We start from the raw sequence: 23,524 nt of genomic DNA, 5'->3' as shown, positions 1-23,524 counted from the left end.
TGTTTTTCCCTGTATCAGCACAATACATTACTTATAATATTTTTTGATTTCCTGAGCGGTGGCGACACCTCGCTTCGCTTCTTTTTCTGCAATTTCAACGGACAGACCAATATAAGCGCGCGGATCCAGCATCGCTCTGATCTCTTCATTGCTGAATGCGGCGGTAATAGTTTCGTTCTTAGTCAGGTTTGTGTAGAAGTCCTCACCGTCTGCTGCGGTTTTGATAGCTTCTTCATACAGTAATGAATGTGCCTTATCTTTACCCAACTTCTCAGCCATCTTCATCATCACATACTCAGTATTATCTAACCCTTTGTTTCTCATTACGTTATGCAGCATTCTCTCTTCATGAGGCACGATAGTTCTGGTGAGTTCTTCCGTTCTTAACAAAATTTCCGTGGTCAGTTCGAGTGCTTCCTCAATCAGCCCGTCGAATAACATATAGCTGCTGCTGTCACCCTCATACGGTCTGACCGCAGAGTACATCCCGACACCCGGTAGTGAATACAGCTTCTGAGAGTTCGCGATAATTCCTTTAGCCAGTTTCGGGTTAATTTTGTGCGGCATAGTGCTGCTGCCCACAGTACCTTTCGTAAAGCCTTCGGATACTTCCGCAATTTCTTCCAGCGTAGTGCTGTAAACTTCTTCACCGATTTTATGGCAGATGTTTGCCATCAGTGCCAGGTTCGCCATGTACTCTAATTTATGCGTACTCAGATTCCGTGACGGTACTTCCATCGCATACATGCCCGTCAGTTCAGCAACACGCTTTTGTACTTCCGGACCAACGCCCGGCATGGTGTTAAATGCACCAACTGCGCCACCCATCATGATAGTGAATACCCGCTTTTCACACTCTTTCATGCGCTGGCAGCAGTCGATAAAATCGCTGATCCACACTGACACTTTATAACCGTAAGTGATAGGGATAGCGTGGCGGCCATGGGTTCTGCCCGCCATCACCATGTGTTTGGTTTTTTCTGCAAGACCCGATAAGTTTTCAATGATTTCACTTAACAGCAGCATAAATTTATTATGGACTGTCTTCATCATATACAGCTGCGAGCTCTGCTGAATATTTTGAGTGGTAATACCGTAATGGATATATTTACCACTCTCTTCAGAGCACGCGTTCACTAATACTTTTAAGAAAGGAACGAAGCCATGACCGATTTTCTGATAAATACGGTTCATCTCTTCAAAGTCAATATTCTCAATGACGGCCTTTTCTTTAATTTCACCGGCGGCTGACAGGGGAATAAATCCCAGTTCTGCCTGCGCCTGAGCTAATACGGATTCAAACATCAGCCAGGTTTTGTATTTGGCTTCATCCGACAGCAGCGCTTTTATGCCGCGATCATCAATAGTTTTACTTTTGGAATCATATAAAGCTCTCATCATATATCCTTTTATTTCTTCATTGCTTCATCAACAGCATTGCGAACAAATTCAACCTTCGGTCCGTAAACAACATGGACGTGGTTTGCCGATGGAAAGAAGAATGCAGTACATCCTGATTCCGCCATTAGATCTTTATTAATCTTATTCACTTCTGCGACATCAATACGCATACGGGTAATACAGTTATCTACATTATGGATATTTTGTTTACCGCCTAAGGCTTCAATGAGGAGCTCTGCGATTTCGCCATAGCGTTTTTCTTTAATTAACGTGTTTTTCAGGTTACTTGACTCTTCACGACCCGGTGTTTTGATATCAAACCGGAGAATCGCCCAACGGAAGATGAAGAAAGTCACGAATGCTAAACCGGTACCGATAAGGACTAAGAATATCCAGTTAGTGCGCTCATACAGCAAACCAAAGATAGTGAAATCGAACACCGTACCCCGGATATAACCGATAGCGACGCCTGCGAATGACAGTAATACGGCACCAATCCCCACGATGATGGCATAGATTAAATACAGCAGCGGTGCAATAAACACGAAGGTGAATTCGAGCGGTTCCGTGACGTTACCAAGCATCGCGGTCAGTACCATGGTCACCAGCATTGATTTAACTTCAGCGCGGTTCTCTGCTTTCGATGTTTTATAGATAGCCAATGCGATTGCCGGGAACAGGAACAAGGTGACCAGCATTTGCTGCTGGGCCATGAAACGTGTCAGGCTTGGCATCATCGCCCAGTATTCAGTGCCGGGACCTTGCTTGAATAACACTTCAGTTAAAGCCGGAACAACACCGACAAAGGTTTGTCCGTCAATGACATACGTACCACCTGCTTCGGTAAATCTGAATAACACATTCCAGACATGGTGCAAACCGAACGGAATAAACAGACGTTCACCACCCGCCGTAAAGAACGGACCGACAGGGCTTAAAAATACGGCAGAGAGCTTCATTAAGCCCTGAACCAGAACTTCCCAGATAAACGGTAATGTCGCACCGACCATGATCATAAGACCTACCATGATAATGGAAACGGACTTTTTACCGGAAAAGAAAGCAAAGGCAGTCGGTAATTCAAGGTTATAGAATTTATCCGTTGCCCATGCAGCAATTAAACCGGTGATTATCCCTCCTGCGGCACTGATATTTAAGGTTTGGATCCCCAGAACCTTAATTTGCCCGACCTGCCCCATAACAGCAGGATCCGCCAGTTTACCTGTAAGCACCAACCAGATATTCATGGTGATAATCAACGACAGATAGCCCACCACAGAGGCAAAGACAGCGATCCCCTTATCCCGCTGACTCATACCGTAAGCAACCCCCATGGCAAAAAGCAATGGAATGTTGTCAAAAATAACACCTGCAATAGAGCGGATGCTGACAAGCAGTGCGTTAACCGTTTCATTGCCGAGGAAAGGGAACCGGGCGATCATGTAGGTTTGTACTAACGCACCACTGATCCCCAGTATCATACCAATCGGCGCCAGAACCCCGATTGGCAGGAGCAGCGTCCGGCCAAAGCGCTGAATTGAGTCCCCGAACTTTCTTTTAGCCATACTATTTCCTTATGACGAAGAATATTGATGTTATCCGGATACTAGCACTGTATTTTTTAAATGAAATGATGGTGCGGTTTTAAATATTATCTCAGGTCTTAAATTATGACCTGGGTCATTTAAAAACGATAACGATTTAAAAATCAGAGTAATATTGATTTTTAAATAAACATATTAATGATTATTTAAATGAAGAATTATTTTAAGAATAGGAAAAACAGTTGAATTGAAATCATTGAATTAACTTAAGCCAAATAATAAGTTGATTTATTTACAGCAAATTTTCCAGTTCATTAATTAATAAGTCTACCAAAATAAAAAAATCCCGTTCTGGACTTTGAATCATCCCGCTTGGTGTCATAACTGTCAGAAAAACAAAAAAGTGAATTATTCGCATACGTGGTCAGTTCATTGGTATGGAAGGCGGTCATACTAATGATATGAGCATCTTTCAGCTGGACGATTTTCGCGGTTTCGATAATCTTTTTGGTGCCACCGGAAAGGGAAATTAAAACCACGGTATCGTCTTTGCTGACAAGGCGGGTAAAGGACTCAGAAAGGTTATAATCATTAATAAAAAAGCAGTGTAACCCGAGAGAAAACAATAAATGCTCAAGATAATAACCTACCGCTTTACTGGTTCCCCTTGCCACAAGAAAAATATTCCGTGAACCATGTAATGTTTTCGCGCAGTCCCGGATCTGATCTTCATTAATCAATGTGAAGGTTTTCTGGATATTATTTTCGAGCTGTTTTTTATAGGACGCCGGTTTTTTTTTTATCTTCTTTATTTTGTGAGAGGATATGATTATTAATCTGAAATTTGAGTTCTTTAAACCCGCTGAAACCTAACTTCTGGGATAAATTGATAATCACCGTTTTGGATACAAACGTTTTGGCGACTAATTCATTGATATTCAGCCAGGGGATATCGGCGATATTTTCCGTAAGGTATTTTAATACTTTTTTTTTCACTGACGGTTAAGTTGTCATAATTCTTCAGAAAATCCAGCATATCCGGCAATCCCCATATTTTCAGCAGCGATACCTTCCGATAATACCTCATAACTTGGATAAACAGTGGGATATTATGGGATATACCCTTATTCATTCAAACTGCAGGTTCGTTGGCTGTACTCATCCAGCCGGGTCACATACTGATGTATGCTCCCCGTCTGTATTCCCTTGCCGCCTGCCTGCATCTTGAATGACGTTGGGTATACGCCAATAATTAACACGCACAAAAAAGCCTGTAACCAATCAGGTTACAGGCTTTTTTTTGGAAGCAATAGTGTTCAGACTACATGATTACATCATGCCGCCCATTCCACCCATGCCGCCCATACCACCGCCGCCTAAATCCATTTTATCGTCTTTAGGTGCTTCAGTGATCATCGCTTCAGTGGTGATCATCAGACCGGCAATAGAACCTGCGAACTGCAGTGCAGAACGGGTTACTTTAGTCGGATCCAGGATACCCATTGCGATCATATCGCCGTACTCTTCAGTGGCAGCGTTATAACCGTAGTTATCCTGATCTGCTTTCTTCACGTTGTTCACAACGACAGAAGGCTCTTCACCGGCGTTTTCAACAATCTGACGCATAGGTGCTTCCATCGCGCGCAGCGCAACACGGATACCTACGTTCTGATCTTCGTTATCACCAGTCAGCTCAAGCAGTTTGCTTGCAGCACGAACCAGCGCAGTACCACCACCGGCAACAACACCTTCTTCAACTGCCGCACGGGTTGCATGCAGGGCATCGTCAACACGGGCACGTTTTTCTTTCATTTCAACTTCAGTTGCTGCACCGACTTTGATAACAGCCACGCCGCCTGCCAGTTTCGCTACGCGCTCCTGGAGTTTTTCGCGATCGTAATCTGAGGTTGAATCTTCAATCTGCTGACGGATCTGACCAACGCGGGCAGCGATAGTCTCTTCGTCACCGATACCATCGATGATAGTGGTGGTATCTTTGTTAATAACGATGCGTTTCGCCTGACCCAGGTCTTCCAGCGTTGCTTTTTCCAGCTCCATGCCAATCTCTTCAGAAATGACAGTTGCGTTAGTCAGCGTACCGATATCCTGTAACATCGCTTTACGACGATCGCCGAAGCCCGGTGCTTTCACCGCAGCAACTTTCACGATACCGCGCATGGTATTGACTACCAGCGTTGCCAGTGCTTCACCTTCAACATCTTCTGCAATAATCATCAGTGGTTTGCTTGCTTTCGCAACGCCTTCCAGAACCGGCAGCAGCTCACGGATGTTAGAGATTTTTTTATCAACCAGCAGGATGTATGGGTTTTCTAATTCAACAGAACCGGTTTCCGGTTTGTTGATGAAATACGGAGAAAGGTAACCGCGATCAAACTGCATACCTTCAACAACATCCAGCTCATCTTCCAGGCCGGTGCCTTCTTCGACAGTGATAACGCCTTCTTTACCGACTTTATCCATTGCTTCAGCAATCAGTCTGCCGACAGTTTCATCTGCGTTTGCAGAGATAGTGCCTACCTGTGCGATAGCTTTGGTATCAGAGCATGGTACAGAAATATTTTTCAGTTCTGCAACGGCTGCGATAACGGCTTTATCGATACCGCGTTTCAGATCCATCGGGTTCATACCCGCTGCGACGGCTTTCAGCCCTTCAGTAATGATAGACTGCGCCAGAACAGTTGCAGTGGTGGTACCGTCACCCGCAGCGTCATTCGCTTTAGAGGCAACTTCTTTCACCATCTGTGCGCCCATGTTCTCGAATTTATCTTCCAGTTCGATTTCACGTGCAACAGACACACCGTCTTTTGTAATAACCGGCGCGCCGAATGATTTGTCTAATACAACGTTACGGCCTTTCGGGCCTAAGGTAACTTTTACTGCGTCGGCCAGAACATTGACACCACGGAGCATTTTGATACGTGCGTCGTTACCGAATTTTACGTCTTTAGCTGCCATTATTTCTATTCCTTCGAATGCTTTATGGTTTAAGAAGATCTGAATACACTCAGTACGGTATGATTACGCTTCGACAATCGCCAGGATGTCACTTTCAGACATAATCAGCACTTCTTCATTATCAATTTTTTCAGCTTTCACGCCGTAACCATCATTGAAAATCACGATATCACCGACTTTAACGTCGAGTGGTTTCATTTCGCCGTTTTCCAGGATACGACCGTTACCTACCGCAAGGATTTCACCACGGGTGGATTTACCTGCCGCTGTGCCGGTCAGGACAATTCCGCCTGCAGATTTCGCTTCGGCGTCTTTACGTTTAACAATAACACGGTCGTGCAAAGGACGAATTTTCATTGATAGATCTCCTATAAAAAGTCCATATCAAATAACGTGGATTAAAGGTTCAGGCCGGATACTAATTTATCATTGCCATGATTCAGCAAATGGGGTCAGTCGCCGGAAAGTTCAAGGGGGTAAGGACGAAAAAAAAGATAAATTTAGTCATCTTTACCGAAACCAGTCAAAAAATCAGAGTTTGTCCTTCCGGTTGTCATCATTACCGGGCTCTGAAGGCTGATTGAGACTCTGTGCCGGATGGTCACGACGATGCTCAAACTCGCCTTCATAAACATTCCCCTGATTTGCGGCAGAACCGGAGAACGGCCCTGTACGCGGCTGATATACTTTAATGTACGGCAGCACACGGGAAACCAGGAATCGCTGTACCGGTGACAATAAAAGCAACAATCCTAAGAAATCGGTAAAAAACCCGGGAAGCACCAGCAGAATACCCGCAAGTACCAGAGAAACGCTCTTGATCATCTCTGCTGCGGGGCTTTCGCCTGCCTGGATTTTTTGCTGAATCAGGCTCAGATTACGCATACCCTTGTTGCGAACCAGAGAAACCCCGAAACAGGAAGTCAATACTACAAGAACCAGTGTCATGAACACACCGATTCCCGATGCAACGTAAACAAAAATGACGGCTTCTATGTAGATAAGCAGACAAATCAGAATGAGGGGGAACCAACGCATAACGTCTTCCTTATTAAGGTGCCCTGTGATGTAAAAAAACGTCTCTTTATCAGCCTTTGTGAGCTACATCTGAGAGACGTACGATAAATTCGATTTTTAATATTAGTTGTACATAATGATGGGGTCATTTCATTATTTTTCAAGCGTCACAGTCGCGATAATCTCACGTAACATTTGTGATTTATCGCACATAAAAGTGATAACGTTGGAAATATTTCAGTTAATAAGTGATCTGGCTAAAAGGATTCAACTCAATTTCAGCATATGATCATTGCGAATTTATAAAACCGAGTGATACGCGCTATTAATATCGGAAAAATTAATATAATTGCTGCCTTGATTATTAAGTAAGGCAACCATTCAACCAAAGAAGGTTCTCATGTCAAATAATTTTCGTATCGAAGAAGACCTGCTGGGCAAACGTGAAGTGCCGGACGACGTGTACTACGGTGTCCACACACTGCGGGCTATCGAAAATTTCTATATCAGCGACCGTACAATCAATGATGTTCCTGAATTTATCCGTGGAATGGTGATGGTGAAAAAAGCCGCTGCCATGGCGAACAAAGAGCTGCACACTATCCCGCGTGCGATTGCCGATACGATTATTAAAGCCTGTGACGAGATGCTTATCAACGGCAAATGCATGGATCAGTTCCCTGTCGATGTATTCCAGGGCGGTGCCGGTACCTCACTGAACATGAATACAAATGAAGTGCTGGCAAACATCGGCCTTGAGCTGATGGGTCATAAAAAAGGGGAATATGAATTCCTCAACCCGAATGACCATCTGAACAAAGCGCAATCCACAAACGATGCTTATCCTACCGGCTTTCGTATCGCAGTTTATAACTCAATCACTAACCTGATTAAATCAGTTGAGTATCTGAAAGGTGAATTTGACGCCAAAGCAACTGAATTTAAAGATATTTTAAAAATGGGTCGCACACAGTTGCAGGATGCAGTTCCGATGACATTAGGTCAGGAATTCCGCGCCTATGCCATTTTGATGAAAGAAGAAGTCAAAAACCTGCATTACACCGCACAACTCGTGCTGGAAGTGAACCTCGGCGCAACCGCAATTGGTACTGCACTGAACACCGCGCCGGGTTATCAGAAACTGGCGGTTGAAAAATTAGCAGAAGTTACCGGTCTGCCATGTGTACCGGCAGAAGACTTAATTGAAGCCACTTCAGACTGCGGTGCTTATGTGATGCTGCACAGCGCCCTGAAACGTCTGGCAGTGAAACTGTCCAAAATCTGTAATGACCTGCGCCTGCTCTCATCGGGTCCGCGTACGGGTCTGAAAGAGATCAATCTGCCTGAAATGCAGGCTGGTTCATCTATCATGCCGGCAAAAGTGAACCCGGTTATCCCTGAAGTGGTTAATCAGGCTTGTTTCAAAGTTATCGGAAACGATATCTGTGTAACGATGGCGGCTGAAGCTGGTCAGTTACAGTTGAACGTGATGGAACCGGCTATCGGTCAGGCGATGTTTGAATCCATCTCCCTGATGAATAATGCCTGCCGTAATCTGGGTGAAAAATGCATTTCCGGTATCACAGCAAACAAAGAAATTTGTGAAGCTTATGTGTTCAACTCCATCGGTATCGTCACTTATCTGAACCCGTTCATCGGTCACCATAACGGGGACATCGTCGGTAAGATTTGTGCAGAAACCGGTAAGAGTGTGCGTGAAGTTGTATTAGAGCGCGGACTGCTGACAGAAGCGGAACTGGACGATATTTTCTCTATTGAGAACTTAAAAAATCCGGCTTATAAAGCAAAACGTTTTGATGACTAATATACCTATACCCAACGTCATTCAGGATGCATGCTGGCTAACCGCGGTCAACGAACCTGCAGTTTGAATGAATAAGGGTATAAACACATAATAATAAGACAGATACAGAGAGCACGTCATCGCAAGGTAACGTGCTTTTTTATTCCCCTGCACAAAAAATTAACATTTACTTTCCGGGATTTTACAGGAGCAATTATGCTGGCTATCGAATTTATTATCGTACTGCTGGCCATCTATCTTGGTGCCCGCCTCGGCGGGATAGGCATCGGTTTCGCCGGTGGTCTGGGTGTTCTTGCCCTTGCCGCTATCGGCGTTAAACCGGGCAGTATCCCGTTTGACGTGATCTCCATTATAATGGCTGTTATCGCTGCAATATCTGCCATGCAAGTTGCAGGCGGATTGGATTATCTGGTTCAGCAAACTGAAAAACTGCTGCGTCGTAATCCACGCTACATCACCATTCTCGCACCCATTGTTACCTATTTTCTGACACTGTTTGCCGGGACCGGGAATATTTCACTGGCAACTCTGCCGGTTATTACTGAAGTTGCGAAAGAACAAGGGATCAAACCCTGCCGTCCGCTCTCCACCGCTGTCGTCGCAGCCCAGATAGGGATCACCGCATCACCTATCTCTGCGGCAGTCGTTTATATGGCATCTGTTGTGGAGCCTATGGGTGTGAGTTATCTGCATCTGCTGCTTATCCTGATCCCATCCACCCTTGTCGCGATCATTCTGATGTCGTTTATCGTTTCCTGGTTGTTTGATGACAAACTGGCCAATGATCCTGTCTTTCAGAAACGTCTTGCGGAAGGTGTGGTTGAACAGAACCGCCGTGAGAAAACGGTGATCAAGCCTGCTGCCAAACTCTCCGTATTTCTGTTCCTGCTGGGTGTACTGTCTGTTGTCGCCTTCGCTATCATTAACAGCAAAGGTGTCGGACTGGTGTCAGAGCCTATCATGACGACAACCAATGCGATTCTGATCATCATGCTCAGTGTCGCCACGCTTATCACACTGCTTTGTAAAGTAGAAACAGATGTTATCCTCAATTCCAGCACCTTTAAGGCCGGGATGAGCGCCTGTATCTGTATTCTCGGGGTCGCCTGGTTGGGTGATACGTTTGTTCAGGCCAATATGGACTGGATCAAACTGACCGCGGGCGATTTAATTGCCGGACATCCGTGGTTGCTGGCGGTTATTTTCTTCTTCTGCTCCGCATTACTGTACTCACAGGCAGCAACGGCCAAAGCACTGATGCCGATGGCGCTTGCGCTGGGTGTCACCCCACTGACCGCCATTGCATCGTTCTCAGCGGTTTCCGGTTTGTTTATCCTGCCGACTTACCCGACTCTGGTCGCAGCGGTTCAGATGGATGACACCGGCACCACACGCATTGGTAAACTGGTCTTTAACCATCCGTTCTTTATCCCGGGAACGATTGGTGTGACCCTGTCAGTCTGCTTCGGCTTCCTGTTAGGCAGCCTTGTGTTATAACGTTTCCTCTTATGATCCGCCCTACCCGGGCGGATCATCCTTATTTTATTTTCACCGCTCTCTCGCCTTTCCCGGGCTCTCACGTTATTCTGAAAAGTATTGCTATCTTTAAAGGGAGAGCCTGCTGTGCAACGCGAAGAAGTCCTCAACCAGGCACTGAGTCTGCTGGAAAACCACGGCATACTGATGCCGGAAATCACTCTGATTCAAAACCTGAACACCGATCCCGCCCGCCTGCGTATTTTCTGGCCGACCCATAACGATCTGGTTTATGACTGCCTGCGTTATCACGGCAACCAGATTGATATCTGGCAGCGCCGCGTTCTGCTGGATGAATCTATATCCGGAGAAGATAAACTGCTGGCGCGCTATACCGCACTTGCAGAACGGGTCAGAGAAAACCGCTTCCCCGGCTGCCTGTTTATCGCTGCATGCAGCGCCTTTCCGGCTGCTGAACACCCGATTCACCAATTATCCTGCCAACAGAAACAAAGTGCTTTTTCGTTCACGCTGGAGCTGCTCAGAGAGCTGGATATTGATGACTGTGAAATGGTCGCACACCAGTTAGAACTGATTCTGGAAGGCTGCCTGAGCAAACTGCTGATATCGCGCAGTCAGGATGATATCGCCACCGCCCGGCGGCTGGCAGAAGATGTACTGACCATCGCCCGCTGCCGTAAAAACGGGGCGCTCAGCTGATTTATGCGTTGCGCGGATAATATCTGCGCACCTTTTGCATAAAAAGAGAACACACGCACTTTTTTTTATGTTTTTTTGGTAAAAAGGCATTGACGCAAACCACGGAATACGGTTTAATGCGCCCCGTTGCCCGGATAGCTCAGTCGGTAGAGCAGGGGATTGAAAATCCCCGTGTCCGTGGTTCGATTCCGCGTCCGGGCACCAATTAATTCAGAACCGGCTTGTCAGCTAAACATGATGTTATCCTGACAGGTGCGAAAAAGAGCAAGGTAAAACATAACGTAGCATTGTTACTCGTGTTTGAAAAAGCTCTCAAGAAAACAGACTTGTTAGCGCAAGTCTGTTTTTTTATGCGTGCGAGTTTTACAGATCTTCTCCGTCAAAGTCAAACTTAGTCTGTTCATTCCTCCTCTAAGCGCTACATCAGCTCTGTTCCCCAGAACCACGCACTGCGCCCGTTATACAACACACAACAACCATGTACTTTCCCGATATCCATATTGGTTGGGCTATGTTCTTCAGTCCGGAGACACAACTGGCGGCAAGTGCGCCGATGAAACGCGTTTTCTGCAGCCTGAAATTAAAGTGGGTACCTGAAAACGGATACGGTTCACTGAGTGAAGCAACAAAAGACATCAGCAGTTATCTGATGGAATATTGCAGCCAGCGCAGGCCACACAGCTACTATCAGGACCTCACCCAGGCAACCGGCTTAACGTACTGTCCGGAATTTTTTGGCCACTGCACTTTATTTAACGCCGACACCGGGAGTAAGGTGCGAAAAAGCGGCGGGATCAGATACAATAGCGTAATACACGCCCTGATATCCGGGCAGTTTCCTGCCGGTACGGCGCTATCCGGGCCGGGCAATGCAAACAGCTGCTGACCGCAGCGTTAACCCCGGGAGGGATTTATGGAAAATATAGTCGCTGATAAATATTATGACATGGCAGATGAATACGCACTGGAATCGGAAGTACCGGTGGAAGAACAGGAGTACGATGCACTGGCACACTATTTTCAGTTGCTGATAACCTGCCTGATGAACAATGAAGAAATCAGTGAGGAAACACAGAAAAAGATGGCGGCTGAGACGGGTATCAATAAACAGCGAATTGATGATATTGCTGAATTTCTTAACCGCTGGGGTAATGATTAACCCCTCCTGCCGCCGGATGCAGATGTTCAGATAAAACCTGATAACCACACCCTTTATCCGGTAAAAGCTGAAAAACAGTACCGATCCCGCTATACTGGCGACCGTACTGAAGACCGTGCGGATAATCACAGGCAAATATCACGCCATGACGTGACAGTTTGCTGCTCCCCATTGTAAAAATCTGAGAGTCTCATTATGTCATTACCTTCATGCCCGAAATGTAATTCTGAATACACTTATGAAGATGGTGCAATGTATGTATGCCCTGAATGCGCCCACGAGTGGAATGATGCTGAACCGGCAGCAGACAGCGACGAGCTTATTGTCAAAGATGCCAACGGTAATTTACTGGCAGACGGCGACAGCGTGACAGTGATTAAAGATCTGAAAGTCAAAGGCAGTTCTTCCATGCTGAAAATCGGCACAAAAGTCAAAAGCATTCGTTTAGTCGAAGGCGACCATAATATCGATTGTAAAATCGATGGCTTTGGTCAGATGAAACTGAAATCTGAGTTTGTGAAAAAGAGCTGATTCTCTTTCCTGAAAAGATTGCTGACAACATCCCCGCCTGTTTTTTCAGGGATGTTGCCAACAATCTGAGGCTCCGCTCAGAATTTATATTTTCTGCCATCAGTCATACACTCCGCAGTGAGTATATCTGACTTCATGCTGATGCCGTCCCGATATGTAAATACACCTGAGTAATCTGCAAAAAACCAACCTACCGGTGTTTGCAATACTTCAGCGATCCTGACCAGTAAACCAACATTAATCTGACTGCGTCCCCGCTCGTAACGGGATAATTGTTGCTGGCTGATCCCCAGACGATCTGCCACCTGCTGACCGGAATACCCCTGTTCTTTTCGTTTCCGGAAGACCCGGTATCCTACAGATTCATTAATAGAAATGATATCCGGGTTTTCGATTACATCTGTCATTTTCCTCACCATTTAAAATACGTAGTTAAATGAAATTTCATTAATATAAATAACCGTTAATTATTCACGGAGAAAATAGGTAGTTTAAAAAATATCAATAAATATAATGCACAAAAAAAACACATCGAAAATATAAATACAAAAAAAACAAAATAAATAAAGAACAGGAACCAAAAAACAAACAGTAAAAACCAAATAAAATAACATAAATATATAAACAACGTAGAAACACAGACTAATAATAACAACATATAAAAACAATAACACAGACTAACATTACAACGATAATGCGTAAGTTTATTTTTTATGATAAATTAAAAATAAGATATTTATTACGCCTAAATAACAGTCAACCCCAGGATTACTTATGCAAGAAAGAAAACACCTGAGTGAACAGGAAGTTCATTCCATTATATTATCATTACCTGACTCAATTAATCATCTCCGTAACCAATGCCTGATATCAGTTTGTTTCTGCCATGGATTACGTGCCAGCGAATTGACCAGCTTAGTTCTCAGTGACATTAATATGGATGAAAAAACAATTCATATAAAACGCCTGAAGAATGGATTAAGTACTAACCAGCCATTACAGGATGTTGAATATGATTTACTGGCACAATGGCTGGAACAACGGAAATCATTATGCAACCATACTGAACCATGGGTATTTCTCTCCCGTAAAGGCGGACGGTTATCACGTCAGCAGATATTCCGTATTATCAGGGACAGCGGATTATCCGCGCACCTTAATATTGCCGCGCACCCTCACATGCTGCGTCATGCCTGCGGATATGCACTCGCAGACCGGGGAACGGATACCCGCTTAATTCAGGATTACCTGGGGCACCGCAATATTCAGCATACTGTTATTTATACCGCCAGTAATGTTGCCCGTTTTCGCAGCATAAAATTATAATTTATATTCATCTGACGAATTTATTTTCCTGCGGAAATAATTCTCTGGCTCGTGATAAATACTTTTGTTCATCTATAATATTTCCCTGGTGATGTAAAATCATAACCAGCGAAAAATAAACATTTTGATCTGTATGCTTATCAAGGTATTCTTCAGCCCATAGACGATAATACTCTAACAGCTTCGGATCACGTGTCTGGTTATAACGCATTAATCTGTTCAGGTTCAGGTCGAATTCAACCCGTTCATATTGTGTTATCAGCGCTATTTCAGGTACGGATGCCAGCGCTTGAATATCCGTAAGAGCAAGACCCGGCCGGAAAGACCAAACGGGTACTCTGTCTGCGTATGTAATAACAATGGTAGCGTGATAAGACATAGATAGATTCAGACCATACCCGACTGGATTTTGGATAAAAGTCATCCGTTACTGTTCCGTGAATACCAAAATAGCATTCGCCGTAAAATCACCGGTTTTCAGATCGCCCAATGCCATAGCAGGATCGCGTACTGCTTCAAAACCAAGTGTCAGGGTACTGATACCGGGCTGATAACTCAGCGGGAATGAATCCCCCTGCTGAATAGCTTTACCTTTATACAGAACCGCCACACCCAACCCTTTAGTCGAGGTACTGACTATCTGCGTACCACTGACAGAAATCGGGGTGTATTCCAGTTTCATATTAGCGTGATATTCAATATTACCGCTGCAATTTACGGTAATATCTTTAGTCACCGGGGTTGATGTACCCGCTTTGACGGCGATATCACTGCGTTCCATCTGCCCTAATTGAATATCCGGATCAGTACCACTATTAAAGGTACATTTCGGGGGTTCAACGGGGAGTTTGTAGGCATCCCCACAAAATTTACCCCGCCCGTCAGGGCCATAGCCCATATTGCCACGGTATTCGTAGCCGGTATCCGGGTCTGATATCGTGAAACAATAGCCGCCTGCGGAAGGTGCTGTTCTTGTCTGATCATTATTAAATATTTTTTGCTCATTAAGCGAATGTAATGAATCCAACCAGATACGATCTCCGGTCATTAATACCGTTCCTTCTGCTTTACTGCAGGTATCCATATTCGCCGGAAGACTGCACCAATAGAGCTTTAATTGAAAGTTTCCGGAGTAGGGAACAAAAGCATTCCGGTCTCCGGCATTTCCATTCATAGACATTAAAAAGCCAATTGTCTGACCTTTTCCATAATGTGCTCCGGTGCCCGGATGCCACTCACAATAGCGTCCCATATCAACAATATTTTTGCCCCCCGAAGTACAGGTACCGCTGGCACCCACCCAGCCAATAGCATAAGCACCATGGGATATTATCATCAGAAAAAACAGCGCCAAACCACGCATAATTATAAATTTCATTCCATACTCCTACAGATATTCCGCCACCAGTGTCCCGGTTGCCCGGAACGGGGACTGAGTTAAATCCGTTCCCGGCACTTTAACCAGTCGGGCTTCCAGTTTTGGTGGTTGTGCGGCATTATCAATTTTAAAAAACTTATTTAACTCAAGCGGCTGTCCGTCTTTAAGTATTCGTACCAGCAAGCCGCTGACATCGCTTTCTATAGCCGATGTATCAGATGGAACTGGCCTGGATGTCATAAATATCATCCGCAAAGTACTGGCAGAATTTATTTCCGGACAATCCAATGTGTAATTGAGCGGCAGGCTGTAAATGTCTGTCTCCAGCTTATTAATACCGACATTTTTAAAGTCTGCGGTAATTGTCTGATTATTATTTATAGTGCAAATGGTCATAGCTCTCAGAGTGCCGGTGAAGCTAAATGTTTTATCAGACCCGAGCTGGCCTTCTCCTGCCTGTGATGACAATGCTGTCAGTAAAATAAATGCAGGTAATACAGACCGTATTATATTTTCCTTATTCACAGTTCCTCCTGCTAATCAAAACTCATTGTTAATATCGCTTCAGATGAAATTTTTTGTCCGTTTACCCAACTGATATCGTCAGGATGGATCTGGACTAATTCCACTTCCAGCTTGGGTAAATTCAGAGTATCTATAGTAAAATTTGTATTTATATCCTGCTGTTTACCATTAACTAACAAACGGATAGCCAAATTCGGATCTGTTGCCATAATTCCGCCGACCTTGACCGGTAATGACTTACGACCGTTATCACCGATAGGTCCGTTATTTATGGTGTCCAGCCTGAAATATGTCGTTCCGGCTGTATCACCGGTGCACGTCATATCAGTATCAAGGGGTCTTACATAACTGCCGGAAATATTATTCACGCCGGATGCAGAGGAAAACCGAATATCCCCGAAATCAATATCCGGTGAACCATGATTTCTGAATACACATCTCCCTGTGGCAACCACTGTGCCGGAAATATTAATTTTCAATCGATTTTCATCACCAGCTTTACGCGGAACGGAAAATGCATCCGGAATGACTGCGCCGGTTAACACCCCGGTAAGCAGCAGGGTATACAGATTCTGCCGGTTAAATACACACGCTAAATTCATTACAGTATCCTGTCAGTTATCCGCTAAAACGGGCTACGGATAAGTGATTTCAAATGTGGCAGTCGCCGACAAATCACCTGTTACCAATGTTTTATCCTTAATTGCATCCGGCTCTGCCTGTACATATCCCTGAAAATTCAGTGTGGTCGTGCCATCACTCAGTGCATACGCCGGGCTGGTTTTATTCAGCGGCAACGGTTTTCCTTCCGGTGTTTCAATACCAATAGCAAGCCCCGGTAACGAGCCGTTATCCGGCACTAATAATCCCGGCAGCGCGGAGCTTTCTGTACCGCGAAAAGTAACAAAGGCTCCGTTACCGATGCCGGTATCACAATTTTCCAGCTCAATAGTGAACGGCTCCGACGGTGTTTTGTCCGCTGTATAAAAATAATTTCTGACTATTGTGCCAAACGACAGAGAAATGTTTTCACTCTTCGCAGACAGCGTGCACGGCTCAAACACCAGGCGGCCTTTGATTTCAACATCCGTACTGTGTGCCGCCGAATACATCAGCAGACCGGAACACAACACAGCCACATGTTTAATGAATATTTTCATTTTTTTTGCTCCTGATCTGCGATTTCACATCAGCCCGGTTTAACATCTTTTACCAGGCAGCTATTGGCCTGACAGGCAAAAACTAATTTAGGACGACCACCGTAGTCATTGATGTAACCCAGTACCGGGGAACTTCCCAGCGCTGATGCACTGCCACCAAGTGTTTCACTGCTTTTCGGTGCGATCATGACAGCACTGAACCCGCTGACATCTTTCCCTTTAAATACCGCTGATGCCGATGAAATCGTGACATAGTAAGGAGTGGGATTATTCACGGTGTATTTATCATTCTGACGCGTCAGTGTGATGCTCTCCTGCCACGGTTTAGCATTCTGCTCAACGGCTAAGGCAACCGGACGATAGAACAGTTTGATTCGGGTCTGTAATGCAATTTGCAGGGTATTTGGTTTATCCGTTTTCGGTGGGATTTCCCGTAAATTGAAGTAGTACAAACTCTCTCTGTCCTGTGCCAGCAGGTTCATCGCTGTCATCGGCTGAATTTTAACCTGACTTTTTTCACCGGCTTCCACCCGCTGAATCGGTGGTAACGCCAGAAGCGGATCTTTGATTTTATTGCCCTGAGCATCTTCAATCCATGCCTGCGCAAGATATGGAAACTCTTTGTTTTGGTTAGATATTTCAACACTTTCAGCACGTTCACCACCGTTTAAAATAATGCGGGTTCTGTCCAGTGCTATCGCTGCGTATCCCGTTGGTGCCGCTAATACACCTGTCAGCATCAGTGCCGGAAGATAGCGTGATATAAAATTACCTGATTTATTCTTCATTTTTACTCTCTCTTGTATTCTCCGCGTCAGAGGTTGTCAGCCAGCGCAGTGTTTTTTCTGTTTTTTCAGGTGATAAATTGGCCGGTATTTTCTCTGCCGGTGCAGCAACTGGCCAGCAAGGTAACAGCAGATTTCCGGCTGGTATCTCTTGCGGAAAACGAATTTCACATTGTGTTTCCCCACTCCACAGCACCTGCATTGTTTCACCCGGATTAATACCGGATAGCCAGACCATTCCGTCTTCACTGACCATCCCTGTCTGAACGTGATCCTTGTTCTGCACCACCGCACCAAACGGCGGAACATCTCCCTCAGTCAGACTGAGTACCGCCATCGCTTTATGCCCGGACACAATACCGAACCGGCGGAAACCTATCGCGCCTTCAGTCAGCGTGCCCTGCACCACTGAACGGGTGGCTTCCGCATTTTCACCCAGCTTATTCAGATCCACATTGACACTGCTGCGGTAATAGTTGCTGACATCGCTGACAACTGCTTTACCGAAGTAGTTTGTGGTCGTTTCTGCGCCCCCGCCTCTGACCGGGACCTCTGCCACACCACCGGCATCCACCAGCATGCGGGTTCCTCCCATCACACCGCTGCGGTGCAGTGCCGCACCTTCCGGTGTAGCCGTAAAACCACCACGCACAGTGAAACCCGCCGAACTGTAGCGATCACCTTCAAAACCGGCTGTTGCGGTCAGTTCTGCTTTATCGCCCCGGTAATTGAGATAACCGTTTCCGATAGTCCGGTGATCACTGCTGAGCCCGGCGGTAACGCGGTAATTACTCCGGTCATTAATCTGATCGCTGTAATCAGCGGACTGACTGTTTTGTCCTTTGCTGAACTGTCCGCTGTAGCCGGCAGAGCCACTTTCACCCCACGGCAGCGATAACCCGACATACATTCCGTCATCATGACCATTCTCATGGTTGTTACGGTAAGCCGACAAATTCAGGCTGATATTTTTTACCTGCCCGATATCAAAATAGTGAGACGTGGAAATGTTCCAGTTATCACTTGCCGGGCGATCCCAATAGGTCTGATGGTTAAAATTCAGATATACATTAGTATTCAGTGAGCTAAGCGCCTGACTGAATGTCATGGTGTACATCTCTTTGCCGTTACCGGTCGCGGCTGTGTTGTGATGACGGGAACTCAGGTATTGCGACATGGTCATAAAATCGTGCTCTGAGAAACGGTATCCCGCAAATGTCACCTGGCTGTTGGTTGCATCAAACCGCTTGGAATAGCTCAGCCGGTATGACCCCCCTTTTTTAGTTTCGCCTTGCGGCAAACTGGCCCGTGATTGGGTAATATCTGCAGATAATGCGCCCAGCATCAGCAAATCCCGCCCGATACCCGCTGAAATAGCGGTGTATTTCCCGGCAAATAATCCGCCGCCATAGAGTGACCAGCCATTACTGATACCCCATGAAAATTCACTGCTGACAAACTCAGGACCTTTAACCCGGTGGTCGTATTCAGAGGGTTTTCCCAGTGCTACTTTGTAACGCACCAGACCCGGACGGGTTAGATAAGGCACACTCGCTGCATCCACCTGAAAAGTCTGTACTGAGCCATCCTGCTCCGTCACTTCAACATCCAGTTTCCCGGACAATGCATTACTTAAATCACGGATCTGAAACGGGCCTGCCGCAACCGTTGTTTCATAAATTACCCGACCCTGCTGCTTTACAGTGACCCGGGCATTGGTTTTCGCCACCCCGGACACTTCCGGTGCATAGCCACGTAAATTCGGCGGCAGCATCATATCGTCCGTATCCAGAGACAGACCGGTATACCGGAAACTGTCAAACATGCCGGAGGTCAGATAATTTTCCCCCAGTGACAGTTTTGCCTGTAATGACGGTATTGCGCGGTAGGCATAGAAGCGGTTCCAGTCCCACTTTTGATTAGTTTCATTATTGGTGCGCGCATAACGCCCCTGCCAGTCCGCTCTCAGGCGCCAGGCACCGGCGTTCAGACCCACAGTCCCGTTTCCGCTGAGATCCTGCCTGTTACTTTTTCCCGCTTCGCGCTGTTTTGTCAGTTGTGTATTCAGGTTGTAATCCAGGATAAACCCGGCGATCCCTTCATCCCAGCGGGACGGTGGATCCCAGTTATCTGCGGTGTATTCAAGGTACGCCTGGGGTAAATTGACGCGCAGCGCACCTTTCCCGAAGTCACCGCGCAGTGTCATACCCGGCAGTGATGCGGGATCAACACACTCCCCGTTATGCCACCAGGTCAGTTGTTTTTTGGCTGATGATATCAATCCCAGCTCTTCGCTCATGTCCGGAGAGATACAGGCCATACTGCCTTGCGGGTCATTATCCGGCGCCAAAAAGCGGATTCTCCGCTCCGCCAATGTACTGTTATTCACCTTCAGACCTAATGTATACACACCGGGCATCACATAACCGGCCTGAGAAAATTGTGACAAGTCTATTTGCCCGCGTTCATTAAGCTCCAATACTTCCGTATTGAATTCGGTGACATCTTCTGCCCGTGCAATACCGGCAGATAACAGTGAAACCAAAATAATGACTGTCAGAGGTTTTAACCGCATAACCGGGCGAATTGCCCCGCCATGCAAAAAATTTGCATCGGCTTTCATCACAGATAATCCGTTGTTATCCACAGGACCATCAAATGTCATATTCACTTCGGCTCTCCGTACCGGAACCCCGTACCAGAACACCGGTACGGGGTAAGCACTATTTCGTTATTACTGATACGCCATCACGAAATCAGCTGTTGCTGTGAATGCACCCGGAACAACACCAACAGAAGATGCAGTTGTCGCGCCCTGCATATAGGCTTTGAAATTCAGTTCGTTATCACCGTTATTCAACGTAAATGCTGATGATGTTAAACCCGGTGCGATAACCTTACCGCCCGCATCCGTTACCACAACACCCAGTGCACCGGTAGCAGGACCACTCACGGCAAAGGCGTTATCCAGCCCTTCAGCTGAATCCCCGGCGATCCCCTTGAAAGTCACTGTGGTAGTAGAACTGCTTGTGATATCACAGTTGCGTAACTGAATAGCGAAATCAACCGGCGTTGATTTGCCGCCTTTGTACAACGCGACTTTTGCCACACTACCCAGCTCTACAGTCTGCTTCAGGCTGTTCGCATCGATAGAACATGCCGCATCAATAATTTCACCCTTAAAATTAACTTTGCCACTACCCTGGTTATCCGCCTGTGCTGTCATTGCCACAACAGAAGAAACCGCCAGTGCGAGAAGAATTTTTTTTCATACTCATATCAACATTCCTGATTTACTTTTCAGATAAAAATACTTACGTATTTAATATATAAGCTATATTTAGCTTTTTATGTTCCGGATACAAATTCACAATGGTCTGTATTCCTGAATCATCAGCAGACAAATTAATCATCCTGCTATCCGGTTGATTCAGTGCTCAGGGCTATCCTGCCGGTGTATTTTTCATACACAAGACGCAACCAAATAAACCAAAATGTTGCATCTTTCGTATCACACTGAAATTTAATGAATTATTAAACAGGAAAAACTGATTTAGTAAGGTGGGGACCGAATTAAGGGGAAATATTTTGCATAAAAGAGGTATAGGTCAGGTGTGTTTAACAAAAAAGCATCAGCATGATTCGTTAAGAAATATCCGTAAAGAACAAAAGGCGCGTAATAAAGGGATGAAAATCACACACATCATGTATAAAAAAACGATCATCGTGAGAATTGGTTGATTCTTTGAGCTTATTTTGACATTTAACAGATTTAAATATTGATAAACAAATTACCTCAGAATAATATAGCTACACTTTGGTTTATTATGTTACATTATCCTAATCCCATAACCCACGAAAGCGCCCCGAATTTGCTGCGGTGTACAACACAGTATGCTGAATATTGCGGTGTCCCAGATAATCCTGAATCAGCCTTGTATCCGCCCCTTTATCTGCCAGAGCATAACCACAGGCATGCCGCAGCATATGCGGATGTACAGCGACAGATAGCTGCGCCTGCTCACCCAGAATTTTGAAGATCCGGTAAATACGTGAACGGGACAACCGCCCGCCTTTGTGGGATAAAAACAGCCAGTGATATTCAGCTGAGGAAGGATAGCGTGTACGGCAATTCAGCCAGCGGGTAAGCAGTTTTTTTTCAGTACCGCTCAGGGGATGTGTTGTGGACAATCCGTTTTTAAGCCGCCTGATATAGAGATTATCAGACGCGCTATCCATGTCAGACAAACTCAGCTGACACAATTCACTGACCCGGAACCCGTGGACAAAACACATCCACAGCAAACAACTGTTACGTTCCGGGTCCGGGCCATTTTCTGCAGCAGTCATCATTCTTTCCACCTCTGACTGCATCAGGTGTTTACGTTTGTTTTCCTTCATGAGTTCTCCTGTTATACCGGGACGGGGCTGATATCCCGTACTCCGGCAGTGATTCTGCGGCATATATGTCCGCCTTTACCCTGATCTCCTCCCGGTATGAGAGTCGGCCTGAGCAATCAGCCAGAAACCAGCTGACCGGCGTTTGTAATATTTCAGCAGCTTTGACCAGCAAACTGACATTAATCTGACTGCGTCCCCGCTCATAGCGCGAGAACTGCTGCTGACTAATTCCCAGACGACGTGCCAGCCGTTCACCGGACCAGCCTTGTTCTTTGCGTTTGCGAAAAATCCGGTATCCGATAAATTCATTAACGGAAGATTCTGTATATTCTGTAGTCATATTTTTATACCTTAATATGATTATACCCAACGTCATTCAGGATGCAGACTGGCTTCCCGCAGCCAACGAACCTGCGGTCTGAATGAATAAGGGAGTATGACTCTGCCTGTTCCGGCAGAGACATACTATAAAAAGACGCACTATGGCATAACCAGGATTATTGAGCCTGAGCCTTCAAATGCCCCGGCAGCAACCCGCCCTCTTGTCTGTAAGACTGATTTCACATCAACCCGGGTTTCCCCCCCGGCAGGAACATAAATCGGCGCACCTTTTTCACCCGGATTGTTATTAAGGAAGAGATCCGCATACAGGCTGTTATCCGCCCGTAACGGAACGCGACCGCTGTCTGCACCGGATGCAATCACCAGGATGTTCATATCCAGATTGCAGGTCACGGTGATGCTCTGATTGCGGGCAGCCCCCGGCAGACTGACTTCATCTATATCCCCGTAATCCAGGATGACAGAACCACTGTTCACTTCACAGGCGCCAACCGGCGGCGGGGCTATTCCGCACAGAGATCCCGGCAGCAGACGACCGTTCGACCAGCCGTCACTCTTCGATTCATAGAACAATCCCACACATTCCTGATTAGAATTCAGTGCCGGACCGACATGCTTTGCCGTACCCTGATACGGCAGAGAGATATTCTGTAAAACAGCTTCACGCACCTCCGCTAACGTTCTGAATTTTTCGACACGAACAATCGATTTTGCGGATGAACCGGGCGAACCATCAACATCATGTTTATGGTTGATATTGATCCAACAGGTTGACCATCCGTAGCAGGGATTCGGGGCTGAACTGTCTTCCGGATCCCAGCGCTCAATAACGTAGGTATAAACAGCATTAGTCGGGCTTCCTGAAGACGCTGTAATATAAGAAAAAATGGATGCACCCGATGATGCCGACCAGAGCAGCGTACCCGCCGCCAATGCTTTCAAAAACAGATTCATAACG

Annotated in this window: 24 protein-coding genes, 1 tRNA gene and 1 pseudogene; 7 read left to right on the top strand and 19 right to left on the bottom strand. The window is 45.9% G+C overall.

Annotation, left to right across the window (positions count from 1 at the left end):
- Positions 1-27: 27 nt before the first annotated feature.
- From AYY16_RS11885 to AYY16_RS11860, 6 genes and pseudogenes are all read right to left on the bottom strand, one after another.
- Positions 28-1,398, bottom strand: coding sequence for a class-II fumarase/aspartase family protein (locus AYY16_RS11885; protein ID WP_067366618.1), 1,371 nt, complete (start codon positions 1,396-1,398; stop codon positions 28-30).
- Between the two features lie 11 nt (positions 1,399-1,409).
- Positions 1,410-2,966: a PTS transporter subunit EIIC gene (locus tag AYY16_RS11880; RefSeq protein WP_067366615.1), complete on the bottom strand. Its 1,557-nt coding sequence runs from the start codon at positions 2,964-2,966 to the stop codon at positions 1,410-1,412.
- 271 nt (positions 2,967-3,237) lie between these two features.
- A pseudogene (locus AYY16_RS21540) lies at positions 3,238-3,981 on the bottom strand (MurR/RpiR family transcriptional regulator).
- Positions 3,982-4,274: 293 nt separating this feature from the next.
- Complete coding sequence (groL, locus tag AYY16_RS11870) at positions 4,275-5,921, bottom strand: chaperonin GroEL (protein ID WP_067366612.1); 1,647 nt, start codon at positions 5,919-5,921, stop codon at positions 4,275-4,277.
- Positions 5,922-5,984: 63 nt separating this feature from the next.
- Positions 5,985-6,278, bottom strand: coding sequence for a co-chaperone GroES (locus tag AYY16_RS11865; RefSeq protein WP_067366609.1), 294 nt, complete (start codon positions 6,276-6,278; stop codon positions 5,985-5,987).
- A gap of 174 nt (positions 6,279-6,452) precedes the next feature.
- Positions 6,453-6,959: an FxsA family protein gene (locus tag AYY16_RS11860; RefSeq protein WP_067366606.1), complete on the bottom strand. Its 507-nt coding sequence runs from the start codon at positions 6,957-6,959 to the stop codon at positions 6,453-6,455.
- A gap of 379 nt (positions 6,960-7,338) precedes the next feature.
- Between AYY16_RS11860 and aspA the strand changes: the two genes are divergently transcribed.
- From aspA to AYY16_RS11830, 5 genes are all read left to right on the top strand, one after another.
- Positions 7,339-8,763, top strand: coding sequence for an aspartate ammonia-lyase (gene aspA / locus AYY16_RS11855; RefSeq protein WP_067366603.1), 1,425 nt, complete (start codon positions 7,339-7,341; stop codon positions 8,761-8,763).
- 195 nt (positions 8,764-8,958) lie between these two features.
- Positions 8,959-10,260, top strand: a complete 1,302-nt coding sequence (locus tag AYY16_RS11850) for an anaerobic C4-dicarboxylate transporter (RefSeq protein WP_067366601.1) — start codon at positions 8,959-8,961, stop codon at positions 10,258-10,260.
- A 126-nt stretch (positions 10,261-10,386) separates the two neighbouring features.
- Positions 10,387-10,959, top strand: coding sequence for a division control transcriptional repressor DicD (gene dicD, locus AYY16_RS11845; protein WP_067366599.1), 573 nt, complete (start codon positions 10,387-10,389; stop codon positions 10,957-10,959).
- A gap of 128 nt (positions 10,960-11,087) precedes the next feature.
- Positions 11,088-11,163: transfer RNA gene (locus AYY16_RS11840), tRNA-Phe, on the top strand.
- Between the two features lie 709 nt (positions 11,164-11,872).
- Positions 11,873-12,118 carry a DUF2543 family protein gene (locus tag AYY16_RS11830; RefSeq protein ID WP_067366592.1) on the top strand — a complete coding sequence of 82 codons (246 nt, stop codon included), beginning with the start codon at positions 11,873-11,875 and terminating at the stop codon, positions 12,116-12,118.
- On the opposite strand, the gene AYY16_RS11825 is transcribed toward AYY16_RS11830, so the two are convergent.
- Complete coding sequence (locus AYY16_RS11825; RefSeq protein WP_067366589.1) at positions 12,096-12,290, bottom strand: hypothetical protein; 195 nt, start codon at positions 12,288-12,290, stop codon at positions 12,096-12,098. The two genes, AYY16_RS11830 and AYY16_RS11825, sit on opposite strands and share 23 nt — an antisense overlap.
- A 23-nt stretch (positions 12,291-12,313) precedes the next feature.
- Between AYY16_RS11825 and AYY16_RS11820 the strand changes: the two genes are divergently transcribed.
- Entirely contained in the window at positions 12,314-12,649 is a 336-nt protein-coding gene (locus AYY16_RS11820; RefSeq protein ID WP_067366586.1) for a zinc ribbon domain-containing protein YjdM, read from the top strand.
- A 77-nt stretch (positions 12,650-12,726) separates the two neighbouring features.
- Here the strand turns inward: AYY16_RS11820 and AYY16_RS11815 are convergent, their stop codons facing one another.
- Positions 12,727-13,056 (bottom strand): helix-turn-helix domain-containing protein, encoded by a 330-nt coding sequence (locus AYY16_RS11815; RefSeq protein ID WP_067366583.1) that lies wholly within the window; start codon positions 13,054-13,056, stop codon positions 12,727-12,729.
- Positions 13,057-13,423: 367 nt separating this feature from the next.
- On the opposite strand from AYY16_RS11815, the gene AYY16_RS11810 reads away from it, so the two are divergent.
- Positions 13,424-13,975: a tyrosine-type recombinase/integrase gene (locus tag AYY16_RS11810; protein WP_067366580.1), complete on the top strand. Its 552-nt coding sequence runs from the start codon at positions 13,424-13,426 to the stop codon at positions 13,973-13,975.
- Between the two features lie 7 nt (positions 13,976-13,982).
- Here the strand turns inward: AYY16_RS11810 and AYY16_RS11805 are convergent, their stop codons facing one another.
- The 11 genes from AYY16_RS11805 to AYY16_RS11750 form a co-directional block, all read right to left on the bottom strand.
- Complete coding sequence (locus tag AYY16_RS11805) at positions 13,983-14,399, bottom strand: hypothetical protein (RefSeq protein ID WP_067366577.1); 417 nt, start codon at positions 14,397-14,399, stop codon at positions 13,983-13,985.
- A 3-nt stretch (positions 14,400-14,402) separates the two neighbouring features.
- A complete protein-coding gene (locus AYY16_RS11800; protein WP_067366574.1) occupies positions 14,403-15,353 on the bottom strand; it encodes a fimbrial protein in 951 nt (316 codons plus the stop codon).
- A 9-nt stretch (positions 15,354-15,362) separates the two neighbouring features.
- Positions 15,363-15,878 carry a fimbrial protein gene (locus tag AYY16_RS11795; RefSeq protein ID WP_150384919.1) on the bottom strand — a complete coding sequence of 172 codons (516 nt, stop codon included), beginning with the start codon at positions 15,876-15,878 and terminating at the stop codon, positions 15,363-15,365.
- 11 nt (positions 15,879-15,889) lie between these two features.
- Positions 15,890-16,480, bottom strand: coding sequence for a hypothetical protein (locus AYY16_RS11790; RefSeq protein WP_067366571.1), 591 nt, complete (start codon positions 16,478-16,480; stop codon positions 15,890-15,892).
- Positions 16,481-16,513: 33 nt separating this feature from the next.
- Positions 16,514-17,038, bottom strand: a complete 525-nt coding sequence (locus AYY16_RS11785) for a fimbrial protein (protein WP_067366568.1) — start codon at positions 17,036-17,038, stop codon at positions 16,514-16,516.
- A 29-nt stretch (positions 17,039-17,067) separates the two neighbouring features.
- Positions 17,068-17,826: a fimbria/pilus periplasmic chaperone gene (locus AYY16_RS11780; RefSeq protein ID WP_067366565.1), complete on the bottom strand. Its 759-nt coding sequence runs from the start codon at positions 17,824-17,826 to the stop codon at positions 17,068-17,070.
- Positions 17,816-20,446 (bottom strand): outer membrane usher protein, encoded by a 2,631-nt coding sequence (locus AYY16_RS11775; RefSeq protein WP_067367282.1) that lies wholly within the window; start codon positions 20,444-20,446, stop codon positions 17,816-17,818. Before AYY16_RS11775 ends, AYY16_RS11780 begins: the two co-directional genes overlap by 11 nt.
- A 111-nt stretch (positions 20,447-20,557) precedes the next feature.
- Positions 20,558-21,049, bottom strand: coding sequence for a fimbrial protein (locus AYY16_RS11770; RefSeq protein WP_156665006.1), 492 nt, complete (start codon positions 21,047-21,049; stop codon positions 20,558-20,560).
- A 614-nt stretch (positions 21,050-21,663) separates the two neighbouring features.
- Positions 21,664-22,224, bottom strand: coding sequence for a tyrosine-type DNA invertase (locus AYY16_RS11760; protein ID WP_067366559.1), 561 nt, complete (start codon positions 22,222-22,224; stop codon positions 21,664-21,666).
- Entirely contained in the window at positions 22,205-22,564 is a 360-nt protein-coding gene (locus tag AYY16_RS11755) for a helix-turn-helix domain-containing protein (protein WP_067366556.1), read from the bottom strand. The genes AYY16_RS11760 and AYY16_RS11755 overlap by 20 nt, the downstream gene beginning before the upstream one ends.
- 140 nt (positions 22,565-22,704) lie before the next feature.
- Positions 22,705-23,520, bottom strand: a complete 816-nt coding sequence (locus AYY16_RS11750) for an MrpH family fimbial adhesin (protein WP_067366553.1) — start codon at positions 23,518-23,520, stop codon at positions 22,705-22,707.
- Positions 23,521-23,524 lie beyond the last annotated feature (4 nt).

The sequence above is a fragment of the Morganella psychrotolerans genome (genome assembly GCF_001676155.1).
Lineage (GTDB): Bacteria > Pseudomonadota > Gammaproteobacteria > Enterobacterales > Enterobacteriaceae > Morganella > Morganella psychrotolerans.
Note: the sequence above shows the minus strand (reverse complement) of the source record. Positions and strands in the feature narration are given on the sequence as shown.